At 65.2% G+C, this 14,778-nt stretch carries 15 protein-coding genes; 11 read left to right on the top strand and 4 right to left on the bottom strand.

Annotation, left to right across the window (positions count from 1 at the left end; genetic code table 11):
* Window positions 1-22: 22 nt before the first annotated feature.
* Window positions 23-2,368 carry a cytochrome P450/oxidoreductase gene (locus EKK97_RS00305; RefSeq protein ID WP_159547870.1) on the bottom strand — a complete coding sequence of 782 codons (2,346 nt, stop codon included), beginning with the start codon at window positions 2,366-2,368 and terminating at the stop codon, window positions 23-25.
* A 201-nt stretch (window positions 2,369-2,569) separates the two neighbouring features.
* On the opposite strand from EKK97_RS00305, the gene EKK97_RS00300 reads away from it, so the two are divergent.
* The 5 genes from EKK97_RS00300 to EKK97_RS00280 all read left to right on the top strand — a co-directional run bounded on the left by EKK97_RS00300 (window position 2,570) and on the right by EKK97_RS00280 (window position 6,934).
* Entirely contained in the window at window positions 2,570-3,247 is a 678-nt protein-coding gene (locus EKK97_RS00300; protein WP_159547869.1) for an IclR family transcriptional regulator, read from the top strand.
* Window positions 3,248-3,332: 85 nt separating this feature from the next.
* Window positions 3,333-4,361 carry an aspartate carbamoyltransferase gene (locus tag EKK97_RS00295; RefSeq protein ID WP_159547868.1) on the top strand — a complete coding sequence of 343 codons (1,029 nt, stop codon included), beginning with the start codon at window positions 3,333-3,335 and terminating at the stop codon, window positions 4,359-4,361.
* Between the two features lie 182 nt (window positions 4,362-4,543).
* On the top strand, window positions 4,544-5,191 hold the full coding sequence (locus tag EKK97_RS00290) for a hypothetical protein (RefSeq protein WP_159547867.1): 648 nt from the start codon (window positions 4,544-4,546) through the stop codon (window positions 5,189-5,191).
* A 266-nt stretch (window positions 5,192-5,457) separates the two neighbouring features.
* Window positions 5,458-6,213 (top strand): ABC transporter ATP-binding protein, encoded by a 756-nt coding sequence (locus tag EKK97_RS00285; protein WP_159547866.1) that lies wholly within the window; start codon window positions 5,458-5,460, stop codon window positions 6,211-6,213.
* Window positions 6,206-6,934, top strand: coding sequence for an ABC transporter ATP-binding protein (locus EKK97_RS00280; RefSeq protein ID WP_159547865.1), 729 nt, complete (start codon window positions 6,206-6,208; stop codon window positions 6,932-6,934). Before EKK97_RS00285 ends, EKK97_RS00280 begins: the two co-directional genes overlap by 8 nt.
* Window positions 6,935-6,967: 33 nt before the next feature.
* Here the strand turns inward: EKK97_RS00280 and EKK97_RS00275 are convergent, their stop codons facing one another.
* Entirely contained in the window at window positions 6,968-7,813 is an 846-nt protein-coding gene (locus EKK97_RS00275; RefSeq protein WP_234287051.1) for a helix-turn-helix transcriptional regulator, read from the bottom strand.
* Between the two features lie 109 nt (window positions 7,814-7,922).
* Between EKK97_RS00275 and EKK97_RS00270 the strand changes: the two genes are divergently transcribed.
* The 6 genes from EKK97_RS00270 to EKK97_RS00245 all read left to right on the top strand — a co-directional run bounded on the left by EKK97_RS00270 (window position 7,923) and on the right by EKK97_RS00245 (window position 13,699).
* Window positions 7,923-9,152: an ABC transporter substrate-binding protein gene (locus EKK97_RS00270; RefSeq protein WP_159547861.1), complete on the top strand. Its 1,230-nt coding sequence runs from the start codon at window positions 7,923-7,925 to the stop codon at window positions 9,150-9,152.
* Window positions 9,153-9,220: 68 nt separating this feature from the next.
* Entirely contained in the window at window positions 9,221-10,108 is an 888-nt protein-coding gene (locus EKK97_RS00265) for a branched-chain amino acid ABC transporter permease (protein ID WP_159547859.1), read from the top strand.
* Window positions 10,109-10,111: 3 nt separating this feature from the next.
* Window positions 10,112-11,092: a branched-chain amino acid ABC transporter permease gene (locus EKK97_RS00260; RefSeq protein WP_159547857.1), complete on the top strand. Its 981-nt coding sequence runs from the start codon at window positions 10,112-10,114 to the stop codon at window positions 11,090-11,092.
* 43 nt (window positions 11,093-11,135) lie between these two features.
* Window positions 11,136-11,963, top strand: coding sequence for a phosphoenolpyruvate hydrolase family protein (locus EKK97_RS00255; protein WP_159547855.1), 828 nt, complete (start codon window positions 11,136-11,138; stop codon window positions 11,961-11,963).
* 19 nt (window positions 11,964-11,982) lie between these two features.
* Window positions 11,983-12,420 carry an SRPBCC family protein gene (locus EKK97_RS00250; protein WP_159547854.1) on the top strand — a complete coding sequence of 146 codons (438 nt, stop codon included), beginning with the start codon at window positions 11,983-11,985 and terminating at the stop codon, window positions 12,418-12,420.
* A gap of 55 nt (window positions 12,421-12,475) precedes the next feature.
* A complete protein-coding gene (locus tag EKK97_RS00245; RefSeq protein ID WP_159547852.1) occupies window positions 12,476-13,699 on the top strand; it encodes a Tm-1-like ATP-binding domain-containing protein in 1,224 nt (407 codons plus the stop codon).
* Between the two features lie 24 nt (window positions 13,700-13,723).
* On the opposite strand, the gene ruvX is transcribed toward EKK97_RS00245, so the two are convergent.
* Window positions 13,724-14,173, bottom strand: coding sequence for a Holliday junction resolvase RuvX (gene ruvX, locus EKK97_RS00240; protein WP_159547850.1), 450 nt, complete (start codon window positions 14,171-14,173; stop codon window positions 13,724-13,726).
* Window positions 14,173-14,745 (bottom strand): YqgE/AlgH family protein, encoded by a 573-nt coding sequence (locus EKK97_RS00235; protein WP_159547848.1) that lies wholly within the window; start codon window positions 14,743-14,745, stop codon window positions 14,173-14,175. The genes ruvX and EKK97_RS00235 overlap by 1 nt, the downstream gene beginning before the upstream one ends.
* Window positions 14,746-14,778 lie beyond the last annotated feature (33 nt).

Raw genomic sequence — 14,778 nt, 5'->3', positions numbered from 1 at the left:
GGTGGACGGTCGATGGCCGGCGTTAGAGAGCAAGCTTCAGCCTTTTGCTTTTCGCCCTCGAACAGCAACTCATCAGCCGGTCCTGGCCGGCGCGCTCGGCGGCGGTGAGCACCTTGTCGCGGTGGTCGATGTCTCCGTCGACCACCTCGACCTGGCAAGAGCCGCACAGGCCCTCCTCGCAGTCGCTGGGCACGTCGACACCGGCGGCACGCAGGGCCTGCAGCAGGGTGCGATCCGCGGCCACCTCGACGACGAGCTCGGAGTCGGTGAGTTCGACTTCGAAGGCGTGCTCGTGCTTCGGGTCCAGCAGTGCGCCTTCGGCAGTGAAGTGCTCCACGCGCAGGCTGCCTTCCGGCCAGTGGTTGGTGCCAGCCTCGAGCGCCGCGAGCAGGCGCTCGGGGCCGCAGGCATAGAGCAGCGTGCCTGCGCGGGGCTCGGCAAGCAGGGAGGCGAGGTCGAGCCGCACCCCCTCGGCCTTGGGATAGAGCCGCAGCGTTTCGCCGTGGTCGCGCTCGAGCCGTTCGATGAAGGCCATGCTGGCGCGAGAGCGACCGGCATAGTGCAGTTCAAAGGGCTTGCCCAGCCGCTTGAGGCGGTCGGCCATGGCGATGATCGGCGTGATGCCGATGCCGCCGGCGATGAGCACGTAGCGGTCGGCCGATTCGTCGAGGCGGAAGTGGTTCTTGGGACCGCGCAGCCGCAGGGGCATGCCCGGTTTCAGGTGCTCGTGGATCCAGGCCGAGCCGCCGCGCCCAGCCTCCTCGCGCAGCACGGCGACCTGCAGCCAGTAGGGATCGTCCACCTCGCCGCATAGCGAATACTTGCGCACGTAGTTGCCGACGATCAGGTCGACGTGGGAGCCGGGGCTCCACTCCGGCACGCGACGCCCATGCGGATCCTCCAGGGCGATCTGCAATACGCCTTCGGCAGCCGTCTGCACCTTGGCAACCACCATTTCCCGGGCGATGTCCTGACGCGACGGCGCCCCGACGGGGAAGTCGCGCTGGGCGCTGCGCACCGCCGGGTCACGGCGCTCCGGATTCTGCGCCGGGTCCCAGCGCACCCACAGCGCCTCGGGGCCACGGAAGGAAGTATTGGGCAGAAAGGTGAACTCCTGCTCCTCGAGCTCCAGGTGCGGCAGGCGACGGGTGAACTCCTCGAGGAAGATACGCATCTCCATGCGTCCCAGGTTCTTGCCCATGCACTGGTGGCTGCCGTAGCCGAAGGTGAGATGATCGACGGCGTTGTCGCGGTAGATGTCAAGCTCGTCGGGGTTCTCGAAGTGGGCCGGATCGTGATTGCCCGAAGCGGTGACCATCAGGATCTTGCCGCCCTCGGGGATGGTCACGCCGCCCACTTCCACCTCGCGAGTGGCGATGCGCCGCCAGGCCACCACCGAGCCGGCATGGCGCAGGCACTCCTCGGCGGCGGCGGGGATCAGCGCCGGGTTGTCGCACAGTTCGGCCCATACCGCGGGGCGCGAGAGCAGCTGGCGGAAGGCGTTGGCGGTGGCCAGCGCCGTGGTCTCGTGGGCGGCGACGATGATCGCCATCATCATCGAGTGCAGGTAGTTGTCGGTGACGACATCCGGCTTGTGCCGGTTCTTCTCGATCATGTCGTACATCCAGCCGTGACCCTCCGGCCGGGCCTGCATCTTCCTCAGTACCTCGCCGGAGTACTGCCAGAACTTGCCGACGCCCTCGGCCACCTCGACCTGCTGCTCGGGCGAGGGGCGTCCCCAGGTATTGAGCGTATGGGCGACGGAGAAGCGCCGCAGTTGCTCCATGTCCTCCTCGGGCACGCCGAGGAAGTGCAGCGCAACGGTAAGCGGCACCTCCCAGAACATTTCGGCGACCAGGTCGGCTTGGCCGCGGTCGATGATGGCGTCGAGCTTCTCGCGCACCAGGCGGCGCACCATCGGGGCATGAGCCTCCAGTGCCTCGGGTGAGAAAGCCTCGAGCAGCTCGCGGCGCCGCGCCATGTGAGCCGGCTCGTCCTCGTTCACCAGGGTACGGTTCATGCCGTAGTCGTAGCGCTTGAGCACCGCCAGGGCCTCGTCGCTCGCCGGGGTGATCTTCTCCAGCGCGATCGACGGCGAAAAGGTGAGGTTGTCGCGGAAGATCGCCTTGATGTCGTCGTAGCGGCTCACCACCCAGTAGCCGAGCTTGGGGCTGTAGAACACCGGCTCCTGCTCGCGGGACCAGCGCAGCGCCTCGGCGGGGTCGAGCTGGTAGGGGCGGTCGAAGGGATCGAAGGCCGCCGCCTGGGGCGAGACGGGGCAGCCATTGGGCGCCATCGACGGTTCACCGGCGCCGTGGAAGAGGCAGCCGTCCGCACCGGTAGCGTTCCGCTGTGTTGCTGATGTCATGAGGCCTCCCGCGTGGCTGTCGCCTGGAATCGTTGCTGTCATGCGTGGCTGAGTTTATGTGTCGAGCTGTTTTACTTTTATCGCACACTTGGTATCGTTTAACGAACACGTAAGGAAACATAGGCAGTTTGCCCGGGGACGTCAATCCCCGCCGGCTGCGCTACCATGCTCTGCCACCATCAACTCGAGAGATGCCGTTCGATGGCCACTACCCTGCAAACCCTGGATCGCGGCCTGCACGCGCTGGAGATCGTCGCCGAACACGCCGAGGGCATCAGCGTCGCCGAACTCGCCGAGCGGCTGGATGTGCACCGCGCCATCGCCTATCGCATCGTCACCACCCTGGAACAGCACGGCCTGGTGGCACGTACCAGCGAGGGCGCGCTGCGCCTGGGTGCCGGCATCTCGCTGCTGGCCTCGCGCTTCGAGCCACAGTTGCGCGCCGTAGCCCAGCCGCTGCTACAGGCGCTGGCCAAGGCGACCCGGGCCACCGCCTTCGTGTCGGTGGCCCAGGGAGAAGAGTGCGTGGTGCTGCTGGTGGCGGAACCGGAGGAGGGCCTGCTGCGGGTCGGCTATCGGGTCGGCAGCCGCCACCCGCTGACGCTCGGCGCCGCGGGCATCGCCATTCTCGCCGGGCGCCCTCCGCGCGCAGACGACAGCGAGGCGGTGCGCCAGGCCCGTGCCGACGGCTACAGCCTGACCCGCGGCCAGCTGCAGCGCGGCGCGGTGGGAGTGGCCAGCCCCGTGGCCACGCCGCAGTTTCGTCCCGGCATCGAGGCCTGCGTGGGCGTGGTGGCGATGGACGACCTCGACACTGAGCGGGCGATACGTGAAGTGAAGGCTTACGCACACGAGCTGGCCGAACTGCTCGGCCGTTGAGCGTCATGCCGTCGCGCTCTGTGAAGCGCGGCCCCGGTGGCGTTACACTACGGGCCATCCTTCGCTGCCATCTTCGAGGCCCTCGATGAGTCGCCATCTGCTCTCCGTCGATTCCCTGACCCGCGAAAGCGTCGACCACCTGATGCGCATCGCCGCCCGCATGGAGCCCATCGCCCAACGCCGCCAGGTCACCCGGGTGCTGGAGGGCGCCGTGCTCGGCAACCTGTTCTTCGAGGCCAGCACCCGCACCCGGGTCAGCTTCCACGCCGCCTTCTGTCGCCTGGGCGGCAGCGTGTGCGACACCACCGGCTTCACCTTCTCCTCCATGGCCAAGGGTGAGTCGCTCTACGACACCAGCCGGGTAATGAGCGGCTACTGCGACGCCATCGTCATGCGCCACCCCGACCAGGGCTCGGTGGCGGAGTTTGCCGCCGCCACTCACGTGCCGGTGATCAACGGCGGCGACGGCCCCGGTGAACACCCCAGCCAGGCGCTGCTCGACTTCTATACCATCGACAAGGAATTCACCCGGCTGGGCAAGCAGCTCGCCGGCGCCCACGTACTGCTCACCGGCGACCTCAAGTACGGTCGTACCGTGCACTCGCTGATCAAGCTGCTGTCGCTCTACGATCCCATGCGCATCACGCTGGTGGCGCCGCCGGGGCTGGAGATGCCCGATTACCTCATCGACCTGGTCGCCTCCCGCGGCCACCGCGTCGAACAGCGCACCAGCCTGGCCGACGACTATGCCGACGTGGACGTGGTCTACACCACCCGCATCCAGAAGGAGCGCTTCACCGCCGAGATGAGCGAGGGCTTCAGCCTGTCGCGTGACTTCACCGTCGATCGCGCCTTCATGGACAAGCGCTGCGGCCGCGACACCATCGTCATGCACCCGCTGCCCCGCGACAGCCGCCCGGATGCCAACGACCTCGACGTGGATCTCAACGGCGACCCGCGCCTGGCGATCTTCCGCCAGACCGATAACGGCATTCCGGTACGCATGGCGATCTTCGCCACCCTGCTGCAGGTGGAGGAGCTGATCGAGAAGGACCTACGCCCGGTGCGCTGGTTCGTGCCCGAGCGTGTGGGAGTCGACGATCCCTCACTGTAACGGTGCAGCCAACGCTCGGCATCGCTATGCTGAGGGCGGAAGAAGTGTGTGTGCGAAGCTGACCGGCGGTCACCGGCCGCCACCCCATGACGACACGGCTCGAATGAGCTGCAATCTCGAATAACAAGTCGAATGACGACGGTGTTGCCATCCAAGGCAACCGGATAAAGGAGATGTGACGCATGACCCTGGAACGAGCGTACATATTGCTGGCGGTGTTCTACAGCGTGCTGGTGGCGATCGGCGCCATTGCCCTGCTAGTGGGCGGCGGCCCGATCTGGGGCGTGGCGACCCTGGCACTCGGTGCACTGGTGGCGGCCGGCCTGTGGGGCCATACCCTGGGCAAGCCGGTGATGAACCCGCGCATGTGGCGTCCGTTGGCGGGCATCCTCGCCGCCGCCTTCGTGGTGCAGCTGTTTGCCGTGTTTGCGCTGCATCCTCCCGGCGCCGAGCTGACCTGGCTGCTGACCGGGGGCATCTTCTCCGTACTCCCGGCCATCATGCTGTTCCAGTACGGCAAGCGGGACCAGGAGGTGTGGGCTACGCCCGAGGAGCGCGAGGGCGGCAAGATGCTCGACGAACTGCTGACCCGGCAGCGCGAACTGGTGCTGGAAAAGCAGGAGGCCGATCGCCAGGCCACGGTCAAGCTGACCAAGGCAGGCAACGCCTATCGCGCCAGCGTCACCCGCGGCTACGGTGGCCAGGTGGAACGCTTCGAGGAGAGCTTCACCTGCCCCGCCACGCTGGCCTTCTTCGTGCTCAAGTACACCTGCATCTCGGTGAACGACATCGCCGCGCAGTACGACGAGGAACGGGTGCTGACCACCTGAACCCACCGCCACACGCAGCTTGATGCTTCACCAGCCAGACCCTCATCGAGGGTCCGGCTGGCCTTCCTGCCTTTCGGCCACGCACGGTACTCTTGCCTGTCGGCCTCTTCCATACATGTGCGTTTCGGATAGCCACACGTGCTCTGCAGCCATGGCGCTGCCTATCTTCCGTGTCAACACTGAAGCCGACGAAAGCCGTCGGCCCATGCCGGCTGCTCCGTCACCCGAGACCAGACCAACGGACAATAATAACGGCGGAGTACACGATGGCAGAGGCAATCATCGAGACCCGGGGCCTCACCAAGAACTTCCGGGGCTTTACGGCAGTCAGCGATATCTCCATCCGAATCGAGCCCGGCACCATCCATGCCTTGATCGGTGCCAACGGCGCGGGCAAGACGACTTGTTTCAACCTGCTGACCAAGTTCCTCGAACCCAGCGCCGGCAGCATCTTCTACAAGGGGCGTGACATCACGCACCTCAAGCCGGATCAGGTGGCCAGACTGGGCATGGTCCGCTCGTTTCAGATATCCGCCGTGTTCGGCCACCTCAGTGCGTTGGAGAACGTCAAGCTGGCGCTGCAACGCCAGCGCGGCGAGTCCTACGACTTCTGGGCTTCGCATCACCGCCTCGACCAACATCGCGAACGCGCCATGGCGCTGCTGGTCGATGTTGGCCTGGGGCAGTGGGCCGACACTCCTGCCGCCGAGCTGCCCTATGGGCGCAAGCGAGCCCTGGAGCTCGCCACCACCCTGGCGCTCGACCCCGAGGTAATGCTGCTCGACGAGCCGTTGGCCGGCATGGGCACGGAGGACGTGGGCCGCACCGCCGAGCTGATCCATCGCGTGGCCGAAGGACGCTCGGTGCTGATGGTGGAGCATAACCTGGGCGTGGTGGCCGAACTCTGCGACCGCATTACCGTGCTGGCTCGCGGCGAGGTGCTGGCGGAGGGTGACTACGCTACCGTGTCGCGCGACCCACGCGTGATCGAATCCTATATCGGAGGGGCCCGCCATGACTGAAGCCGCCATGAAACACGCCCCCGAACCCATGCTGGCGATCCGCGACCTGCATGCCTGGTACGGTGAAAGCCACGTGCTGCACGGTATCGACCTGGAGGTACCGGCGGGGCAGGTGATTACCCTGCTGGGCCGCAACGGTGCCGGCAAGTCCACCACGCTGAAATCGATCATGGGCATCGTCCCGCGGCGACGGGGCAGCATCCGGCTTGCCGGTGTCGAAACCATCGGCCTGCGTCCCTTCCATATTGCCCGCCACGGCGTGGCCTTCTGCCCCGAGGATCGCGGCATCTACGCCACGCTCGACGTCAGGGAGCACCTCGAGCTGCCGACACGGATCGACGATAGCGGCCTGAGCACCGAGCAGGTGCTCGATCTGTTTCCTCACCTGCGCGAGAGACTTCACAGCCCCGGAACCAAGCTTTCCGGTGGAGAGCAACAAATGCTCGCCATAGGACGCACCCTGCGCACCGGAGCCAGGTTGCTATTGCTCGATGAACCTACCGAAGGGCTGGCGCCCAGTATCGTCGAGCACATCGGCGACACCATCCGCCTCCTCAAGGCGCAGGGCTACACCATCCTGCTGGTGGAACAGAACCTGCACTTCGCCATGAGCGTGGCCGACCATTTCTATCTCATCGACCACGGCCAGGTGACGGCGCGCTACGACCGCAAGGGCATCGAGCAGGACGCCGATGCCCTACTGGCACGCCTGGGCGTCTAGGAATCAAGCGGACAGGCTCAACGGGCGACGAGCTCAAGCGCGGGAATGCAGGCGAAAGTGCGAGGGCGAGACGCCGTTCATGCGCTTGAAGGTCTTGGAGAAGGCAAAGGGGCTGCTGTAGCCCACCCGCTCGGCGATCTCCTCGATCGGCAGGTCGCTGGTCGCCAGTAGGTGGGTAGCGTGCTGCATACGCAGCTGGGTCAGCTGCTGCATGGGGCTACGCCCGAACACCTTGCGGCTGATCCGTCGCAGGTGCTCGGTGCTGACGTGGGCGATCTCGGCCATCTCCTCGATGGTCCAGTGCCGCTCCAGGGTCGGGATCACCGCATCGAAGACCGCCACGATGCGCGCGTCGCGCCGCCAAGGGTCGGCGAAGCGCGAGATGTAGCGCTCGATGGTGTCGACCCACATCACGCAGCTGGCCGGATCCCCCTCACCGTGGAATACCTCACTGTAGAGGCCCAGGATCGCGTGCTTCATCGGCTCGGGGTCGAAGTGCTGCATGATCGGTGCGATGGTTCCCACCACCGAGCGAGGTGCGCTGGGCAGGTAGCGCAGCCAGCAATACTGCCAGCGCTTTTCGGGCACGGCGTGGAAGGCGTGCAGCCCATGTGCGGGAGCGAAGGACATCATACCGCCGCGCATGGTGCACCACCGCCCATCGAGCAGCATGCGGCCCTCGCCGCCCAGCGAGCCGTGGATGTAGGCGCCACTCAGGCGGGTACGCACGATGCGATAGGGCACCGCGGCATCGCCGAAGCCCACATGAGAAATATGCCGCTGCTCGAGGGCGGTGCAGTCGTCGGCGCGCACGATCCACTGCTGGGTATCGTCACCGACGATGTGGGTTTCGGATAGCTGTTCGTGCTCTGAAGCCATGGCGCATTTGCCCACGTTGGCTCTAACTATTAAAGGCAGCAAGAAAACAAACCGTTCGAATCAGAGCAAATTACAACAATAACTCCCCATGAGAACAGGAGAAAAAACAATGCCAGCCACGAACTCCTTGAAAACCCTGGTGGTGTCTTCCGCCGTCCTGAGCCTGGGGGGCCTCTCCAGCGCCATGGCCAGCGAAGGCTACAGTGACGGTGTGGTGCGAATCGGCGTGCTCACCGATATGTCCGGTATTTATACCGACCTTTCCGGAGAGGCGGCGGTGGAAGCCGTACGGATGGCCGTCGAGGATTTCGGCGGCGAGGTCAATGGCGTGCCCATCGAGGTCATCCACGGTGACCACCGTAACCGCGCCGACACCGGGGCCAGCCGTGCCCGCGAGTGGTACAACAACGAAGGCGTGGACATGATCAACGACCTGTCCAACTCCGGGGTCGCCCTGGCGGTGGCAGCCGTGGCCGACGAGCAGAAGCGCCACGCCATCGTCAACTCATCGTCCAACATCGGGCTCACCAACGACTACTGCTCGCCTTACGTGACCCACTACACCTACGACGCCCATTCGCTGGCCCACGGCACCGGCAAGTCGATCGTCGAGGACGGCGGCGATACCTGGTTCTTCCTCACCGTGGATTTCGCCTTCGGCATCGGCCTCGAAGAGCAGGTATCGGACGTAGTGCGCGAAGCCGGGGGCCAGGTCGTCGGCGCCGCTCGCCACCCCCTCGACACCACCGACTTCTCCTCCTACGCCCTGCAGGCCCAGGCCTCCGGTGCGGAGATTATTGGCATCGCCTCCACCGGCGCCGATGCCATCAACGCCATCAATGCCCTGGCCGAGTTCGGCGTGACCCCCGAGCAGCGCCCGGCCGCATTGTTGCTGTGGTATGACGATATCGTCAGCCTGGGCTTGGAGACCGCCCAAGGCCTGATGCTGACCAATGCCTTCTACTGGGATGCCAACGACGAGACCCGCGAGTTTTCCCAGCGCTTCTACGAACGTACCGGACGCATGCCCAACATGGCCCACGCCGGCAACTACTCCTCGACCATGCATTACCTGAACGCCATCGAGGCCGCCGGCAGCGACGACCCCGATGCGGTATCCGAGAAGATGCGCGAGCTGGAGATCAACGACTTCTTCGCCTCGGGTGGCTACATCCGGCCCAACGGCCGCATGGTCCACGACCAGTACCTGTGGGAAGTGAAGTCCCCCGACGAGTCGGAGTACGACTACGACTTCCTGCGCCTGGTGACCACCATTCCCGGCGAGGACGCCTTCCAGCCGCTGGAAGCCAGTACCTGCCGTCTGCTCAACGGCAGCTGATGCCCTGTCGTTCGTGCCCGGCGATAGCCGGGCACGCGCCTCCCTCTCAGCCTGATGAGCAAGTGAACATGGATATATTCGGCATTCCCATTCAGGCCCTGCTGGGGCAACTCATGCTGGGCATCGTCAACGGCTCCTTCTATGCGGTGCTCAGCCTGGGGCTGGCGATCATTTTCGGCGTACTCAAGATCGTCAACTTCGCCCATGGTGCCTTCTTCATGCTGGGCGCCTTTACTGCCTTCCTGCTGGCCCAGTACCTGGACGCCAACTATTGGGTGACGCTGGCCATCGCCCCGCTGGTCGTGGCGCTGTTCGGCATGCTGTTCGAGTTCCTGTTCCTGCGCCGGCTGTACGGGCTCGATCCGATCTACGGGCTGCTGCTGACCTTTAGCCTGGTGCTGGTGCTGGAGGGAGGCTTTCGTGTCTCCTTCGGCTCCTCCGGCCAACCCTTCGCCACCCCGGAGCTGCTGCGCGGCACCCTCAACCTGGGCTTCATGATCCTGCCGCTCTATCGCGGCTTCGTGATCGTCTCGGCGCTACTGTTGTGTTTGTTGACCTGGTTCGTCATCGAACGCACCTCGCTGGGTGCCAGCCTGCGCGCGGCGACAGAGCGCTCGGAGCTGACCCAGGCCTTCGGTATCAACGTGCCGCGACTGATCACTCTGACCTACGGGGTCGGTGTAGGCCTCGCCGCATTCGCCGGGGTGCTTGCCGCGCCTATCTTCCACGTCAACCCCTCGATGGGCTCCAGCCTGGTCATCATTATCTTCGCCGTGGTGGTCATCGGCGGTCTGGGCTCGATCATGGGAGCCATCGTCACCGGTCTTGGGCTGGGTGTGGTGGAAGGCCTGACTCGAGTGTTCTATTCCGAGTTCTCGTCGACCATCGTCTTCCTGGTCATGGTGCTGGTGCTGCTGCTGCGTCCGGCCGGGCTGTTCGGCCGCGAGGAGGGCTGACCCATGCGACCATTATCCTCGGCTCTCATCGTCCTGGGTCTGCTGGCGTTGCTGGCGGTTCCCTTCTTCCCGCAGTTGGTCTATTCCATTTTCGTGATGAAGACGCTGTGCTTCGTGCTCTTCGCCTGCGCCTTCAATCTGCTGCTGGGCCATACCGGGATCCTCTCCTTCGGTCACGCCGCCTTCTTCGGCACCGGCGCCTACGTTACCGGTCAACTGGTCAAGGCCTACGGCGTGCCCACCGAGCTGGGGATCCTCGCCGGAGGCCTGGTGGCAGCCTTGCTGGGTACTGTCGTAGGGGCCCTGGCGATTCGCCGTAGTGGCATCTACCTGGCCATGATCACCCTGGCCCTGTCGCAGCTGGTCTACTTCTTCTTCCTTCAAGCGCCCTTTACCGGCGCCGAGGATGGCCTGCAGCGGATTCCCCGCGGCAGTTTCCTGGGCCTCGACCTAAGCAACGACTCGGCGCTCTACTACGTCGTGGTGGGCATCGTCGGCGCCGGCCTGTGGCTGGTGTGGCGCACCGTCAACTCTCCCTTCGGCAACGTGTTGCGCGCCATCCGCGAGCATGAACCCCGCGCCATCTCGCTGGGCTACCCCGTGGCTCGCTACAAGGTACTGGTCTTTACCATCTCGGCCGGCCTGTCGGGCATCGCCGGCTCGCTCAAGGCGATCGTCTTCCAGTTGGCGGCCCTCTACGACGTGCACTGGCACACCTCGGGCGACGTCATCCTGATGACGCTGCTAGGCGGCATGAGCACGGTATTCGGTCCGGCCGTGGGGGCCGCGCTCGTCTCCACGCTGAATCACTATCTGGATCCTTTCGGCGCCTGGGTCACCGTGATCACCGGCCTGGTATTCATGGCCTGTGTACTCACCTTCCGCCAAGGCGTGGTGGGCCAACTCAGCCTTGCGCTCCGTTCACGACGTTCCTCGATTCCCGCGGCCAAGGTCGACTCCCGACCCCGCATCCATCACCAATGACCCATCGACACCGCTTACCCCAATACTGACAAAGGAGAACGACATGCCGCCTTTCAACCGCAAGGATCTGATGGCCCGCTTCCAGGACATGGCCGCTCGTGGCCAACCGATCATTGGCGGTGGTGCCGGTACCGGTATCTCGGCCAAGTGCGAGGAAGCCGGTGGCATCGACCTGATCGTGATCTACAACTCAGGGCGTTATCGCATGGCCGGGCGCGCTTCTTCCGCCGGCCTGCTGGCCTACGGCAACGCCAATCAGATCGTGCAGGAGATGGCGCTGGAGGTACTGCCCGTGGTCAAGCGCACCCCGGTACTGGCCGGGGTCAACGGCACCGATCCCTTCGTGATCATGCCCAAGCTGCTGCGCGAGCTTAAGGAACTGGGCTTCTCGGGAGTGCAGAATTTCCCCACCGTGGGCCTGATCGACGGCACGTTCCGCATCAGCCTGGAAGAGACCGGGATCACCTACGGCAGCGAAGTGGACATGATTCGCCAGGCTCATGAAATGGACATGCTGACCACGCCCTACGTGTTTTCGGCCGACGAGGCCGTAGCCATGACCGAGGCCGGCGCCGACATCATCGTGGCGCACATGGGCGTTACCGTCGGTGGCACCATCGGCGCCGAATCCGCCAAGAGCCTCGACGAGTCGGTGCGGCTGATCGACGAGTGGGCCGAGGCGGCCAGGCGCGTGCGTCGGGAGGTACTCGTCCTGTGTCACGGCGGCCCCATTGCCACCCCCGAGGATGCCACTTACGTCATGCAGAAAAGCGAGCACTGCAACGGCTTCTATGGCGCCAGCAGCATGGAGCGCCTGCCCACCGAAGTGGCACTGACCGAGCAAATCCGCCGCTTCAAGGCAATCGCCTGACTACCGAGGAGACGCCACCATGACCAGGGTCTACGTCAGCGCCGTCATGCCCATCACGCTCGAGCAGGCCTGGAGCGTGCTACGCGATTTCAACGGCTTGCCGGACTACCATCCCTTCTTCGCCAGGAGCGAGATCGAGGCGGGCAAGCCCGCCGACCAGGTCGGCTGCGTGCGATTCTTTCACGACCACGAAGGCAACTTCATTCGCGAGGAGTTGCTCACCCTCTCGGATCGGGAACACCGCTGCTGCTACCGCATTCTCGAGGCTCCGGCCCTGCCGGTGCAGAACTACGTGGCCGAGATGCGCCTCAAGCCCATCACGACCACCGGCCAATGCTTCGGTGAGTGGTGGGCCGAGTTCGAGGTAGAGGAAGCCGACCGAGAAGATGTCGTGCAGCGGGTCTCGGATACCTTCCGGCTGGCCTTCGAAGGGGCTGTCGAACGCTGCCAGGGCTGACGCCCCAGACCGATAACAATCAGGCCGGCGCGACGCATGCCGGCCAGGAGGCCCCATGGGACACAAAGCCTTCATCATCGGCACTTGTGATACCAAGGCCGCGGAGCTCTGCTATCTGCGCGACCTGTTGCGGAACGCAAACGTCGATACCTTGATCGTCGACGTAGGCACCAGCGGCGACCCTGCTCCCGATGCCGACATTTCTGCCAGACAGGTGGCCGCCTGCCACCCCCAGGGCACCGAGGCGGTCTTCGTCAACGACCGGGGGCGCGCCGTGACACAGATGGCCGAGGCATTGCGCCAGCTGCTGGCAGGGCGCGATGACGTGGCCGGCGTCATCGGTATTGGCGGCTCCGGCGGCACCGCGCTGATCACACCGGCCATGCGCGACCTGGACATTGGCGTGCCCAAGGTGATGGTCTCGACGATCGCCTCGGGCAACGTGGCACCTTATGTCGGCGCCAGCGACATTGCCATGATCTACTCCGTGACCGACGTGGCGGGACTCAACAGAATATCGCGCCGGGTGCTGGGCAACGCGGCCCATGCACTGCTCGGCATGCTCGAGGGGCAGGTGCCCGAGGCCGCCGATGACAAGCCGGCCATCGGCTTGAGCATGTTCGGCGTCACCACACAGTGCGTGAACCGTCTCACCGATGCACTGGCCTCGGAGTATGACTGCCTGGTCTTCCATGCCACCGGCACCGGCGGGCGCTCGATGGAGAAACTGGCCGCGAGCGGCATGCTGAAGGGACTGCTCGATATCACCACCACCGAGGTGTGCGACCTGCTGATGGGCGGCATCTTCAGCGCCGGCGACACACGGCTGGACGTTCTGGCGCATACCGAGCTGCCCTACGTAGGCTCCTGCGGCGCTCTCGACATGGTCAACTTCGCCGGTCCCGAGACGCTGCCCGAGCCTTATCGAAAACGCCGGCTCTATGAGCACAACCCTCAGATCACCCTGATGCGCACGACCGCCGAGGAGAACGCACGGATGGGGCGCTGGATCGGGGAGAAGTTGAATCGCAGCCGGGGGCCGGTGCGCTTCCTGCTGCCTGAAGGCGGGGTCTCGGCGCTGGATGCCCCCGGTCAGCCCTTCCATGACCCGGCGGCCGACGCGGCGCTGTTCGCGGCCCTGAAGGCGACGGTGCGGCAAACGTCCGAGCGACGGCTGATTCGCTGCCCCTGGCATATCAACGACCCGGCGTTCACTGCCCTGGCCGTCGCCGAATTCCACGCGCTGATGGATGGTGGCGAACGACCACGCAAGAGTTGAGGCGACAGGGCCGAGCTGAGGTCGTCAACGCCCCGGCAGGCCTTCCCTGCGAGCGAACCAGCTCTCCAGGATCAGCACCGCCGCGATGCCATCGACGCCATCGTCGCGGTAGCTCTTGTTGGGGTTGCGCAGCAGCCCCGACTCGCGGGCGATGGCCTTGGCCTCGCGGGTGGAACCGCGCTCGTCGACCATCTCGCAGGGCTTGCCATAGCGACCGTAGAGCCGTTTGCCGAACTTACGCGCCCTGGCGCTCATCTCCGATTCGCTGCCGTCCATGTTGAGCGGCAGCCCCACCACGAACAGGTCCGGCTGCCACTCCTCGACCAGCCGCGTGACGACGTTCCAGTCGGGGATGCCGTCACGGGCCGGCAGCGGTTCGAGCTGGCGGGCACTGGCGAGCAGCTCGTTGCCCACCGCCACACCGATGCGGCGGGTGCCGAAGTCGAAGGCCAGGACCAGGCGATGATCGGACATCAAGAATGGCCCGCTTCCCGCGACATCAAGTTCAGATCGACGCCAAGGATGCCGGCGGCGGCGCTCAGGCGCTGCTCCGCCGGGACCTTGAACAAAATATCGCCCTGCGCCTCGACGGTGAGCCAGGCGTTGTCCTTGAGCTCCTGCTCGAGTTGACCCGCCTCCCAGCCGGCACAGCCCAGGCATACCAGGAACTCCTCCGGGCCCGTGCCGGCGGCAAGCGCCAGCAGGATATCCATGGAGGTGGTCAGCGCGATGTCGTCATCCACCTGGATGCTGGAATCCCACGGCTCGCTAGAGCCACGATGCAGGATGAAGCCGCGGTCCTTGTGGGTCGGACCGCCGTAATAGACCGGCGCGTTACGATGCGGGCTCTCCTCGCCGTCGAGTTCGAGCTGCTCGAACAGCGCCTCCAGGGTGATCTCCAGCGGCCGGTTGACGATCACGCCCATGGTGCCGTTCTCATCGTGGTCGCAGAGATAGCTGAGGGTGCCGGCAAAATTGGGATCTTCCAGGTGCGGCATCGCCAGCAGAAAATGATGTCTCAAGCCTAGGTTTTGCACGGATTGCATGGGACTCCCGGGCGGCGGCGAGATCCGAGGAAA

This window comes from Billgrantia tianxiuensis (assembly GCF_009834345.1).
In the GTDB taxonomy this organism is placed as follows: Bacteria; Pseudomonadota; Gammaproteobacteria; order Pseudomonadales; family Halomonadaceae; genus Halomonas; species Halomonas tianxiuensis.
Note: the sequence above shows the minus strand (reverse complement) of the source record. Positions and strands in the feature narration are given on the sequence as shown.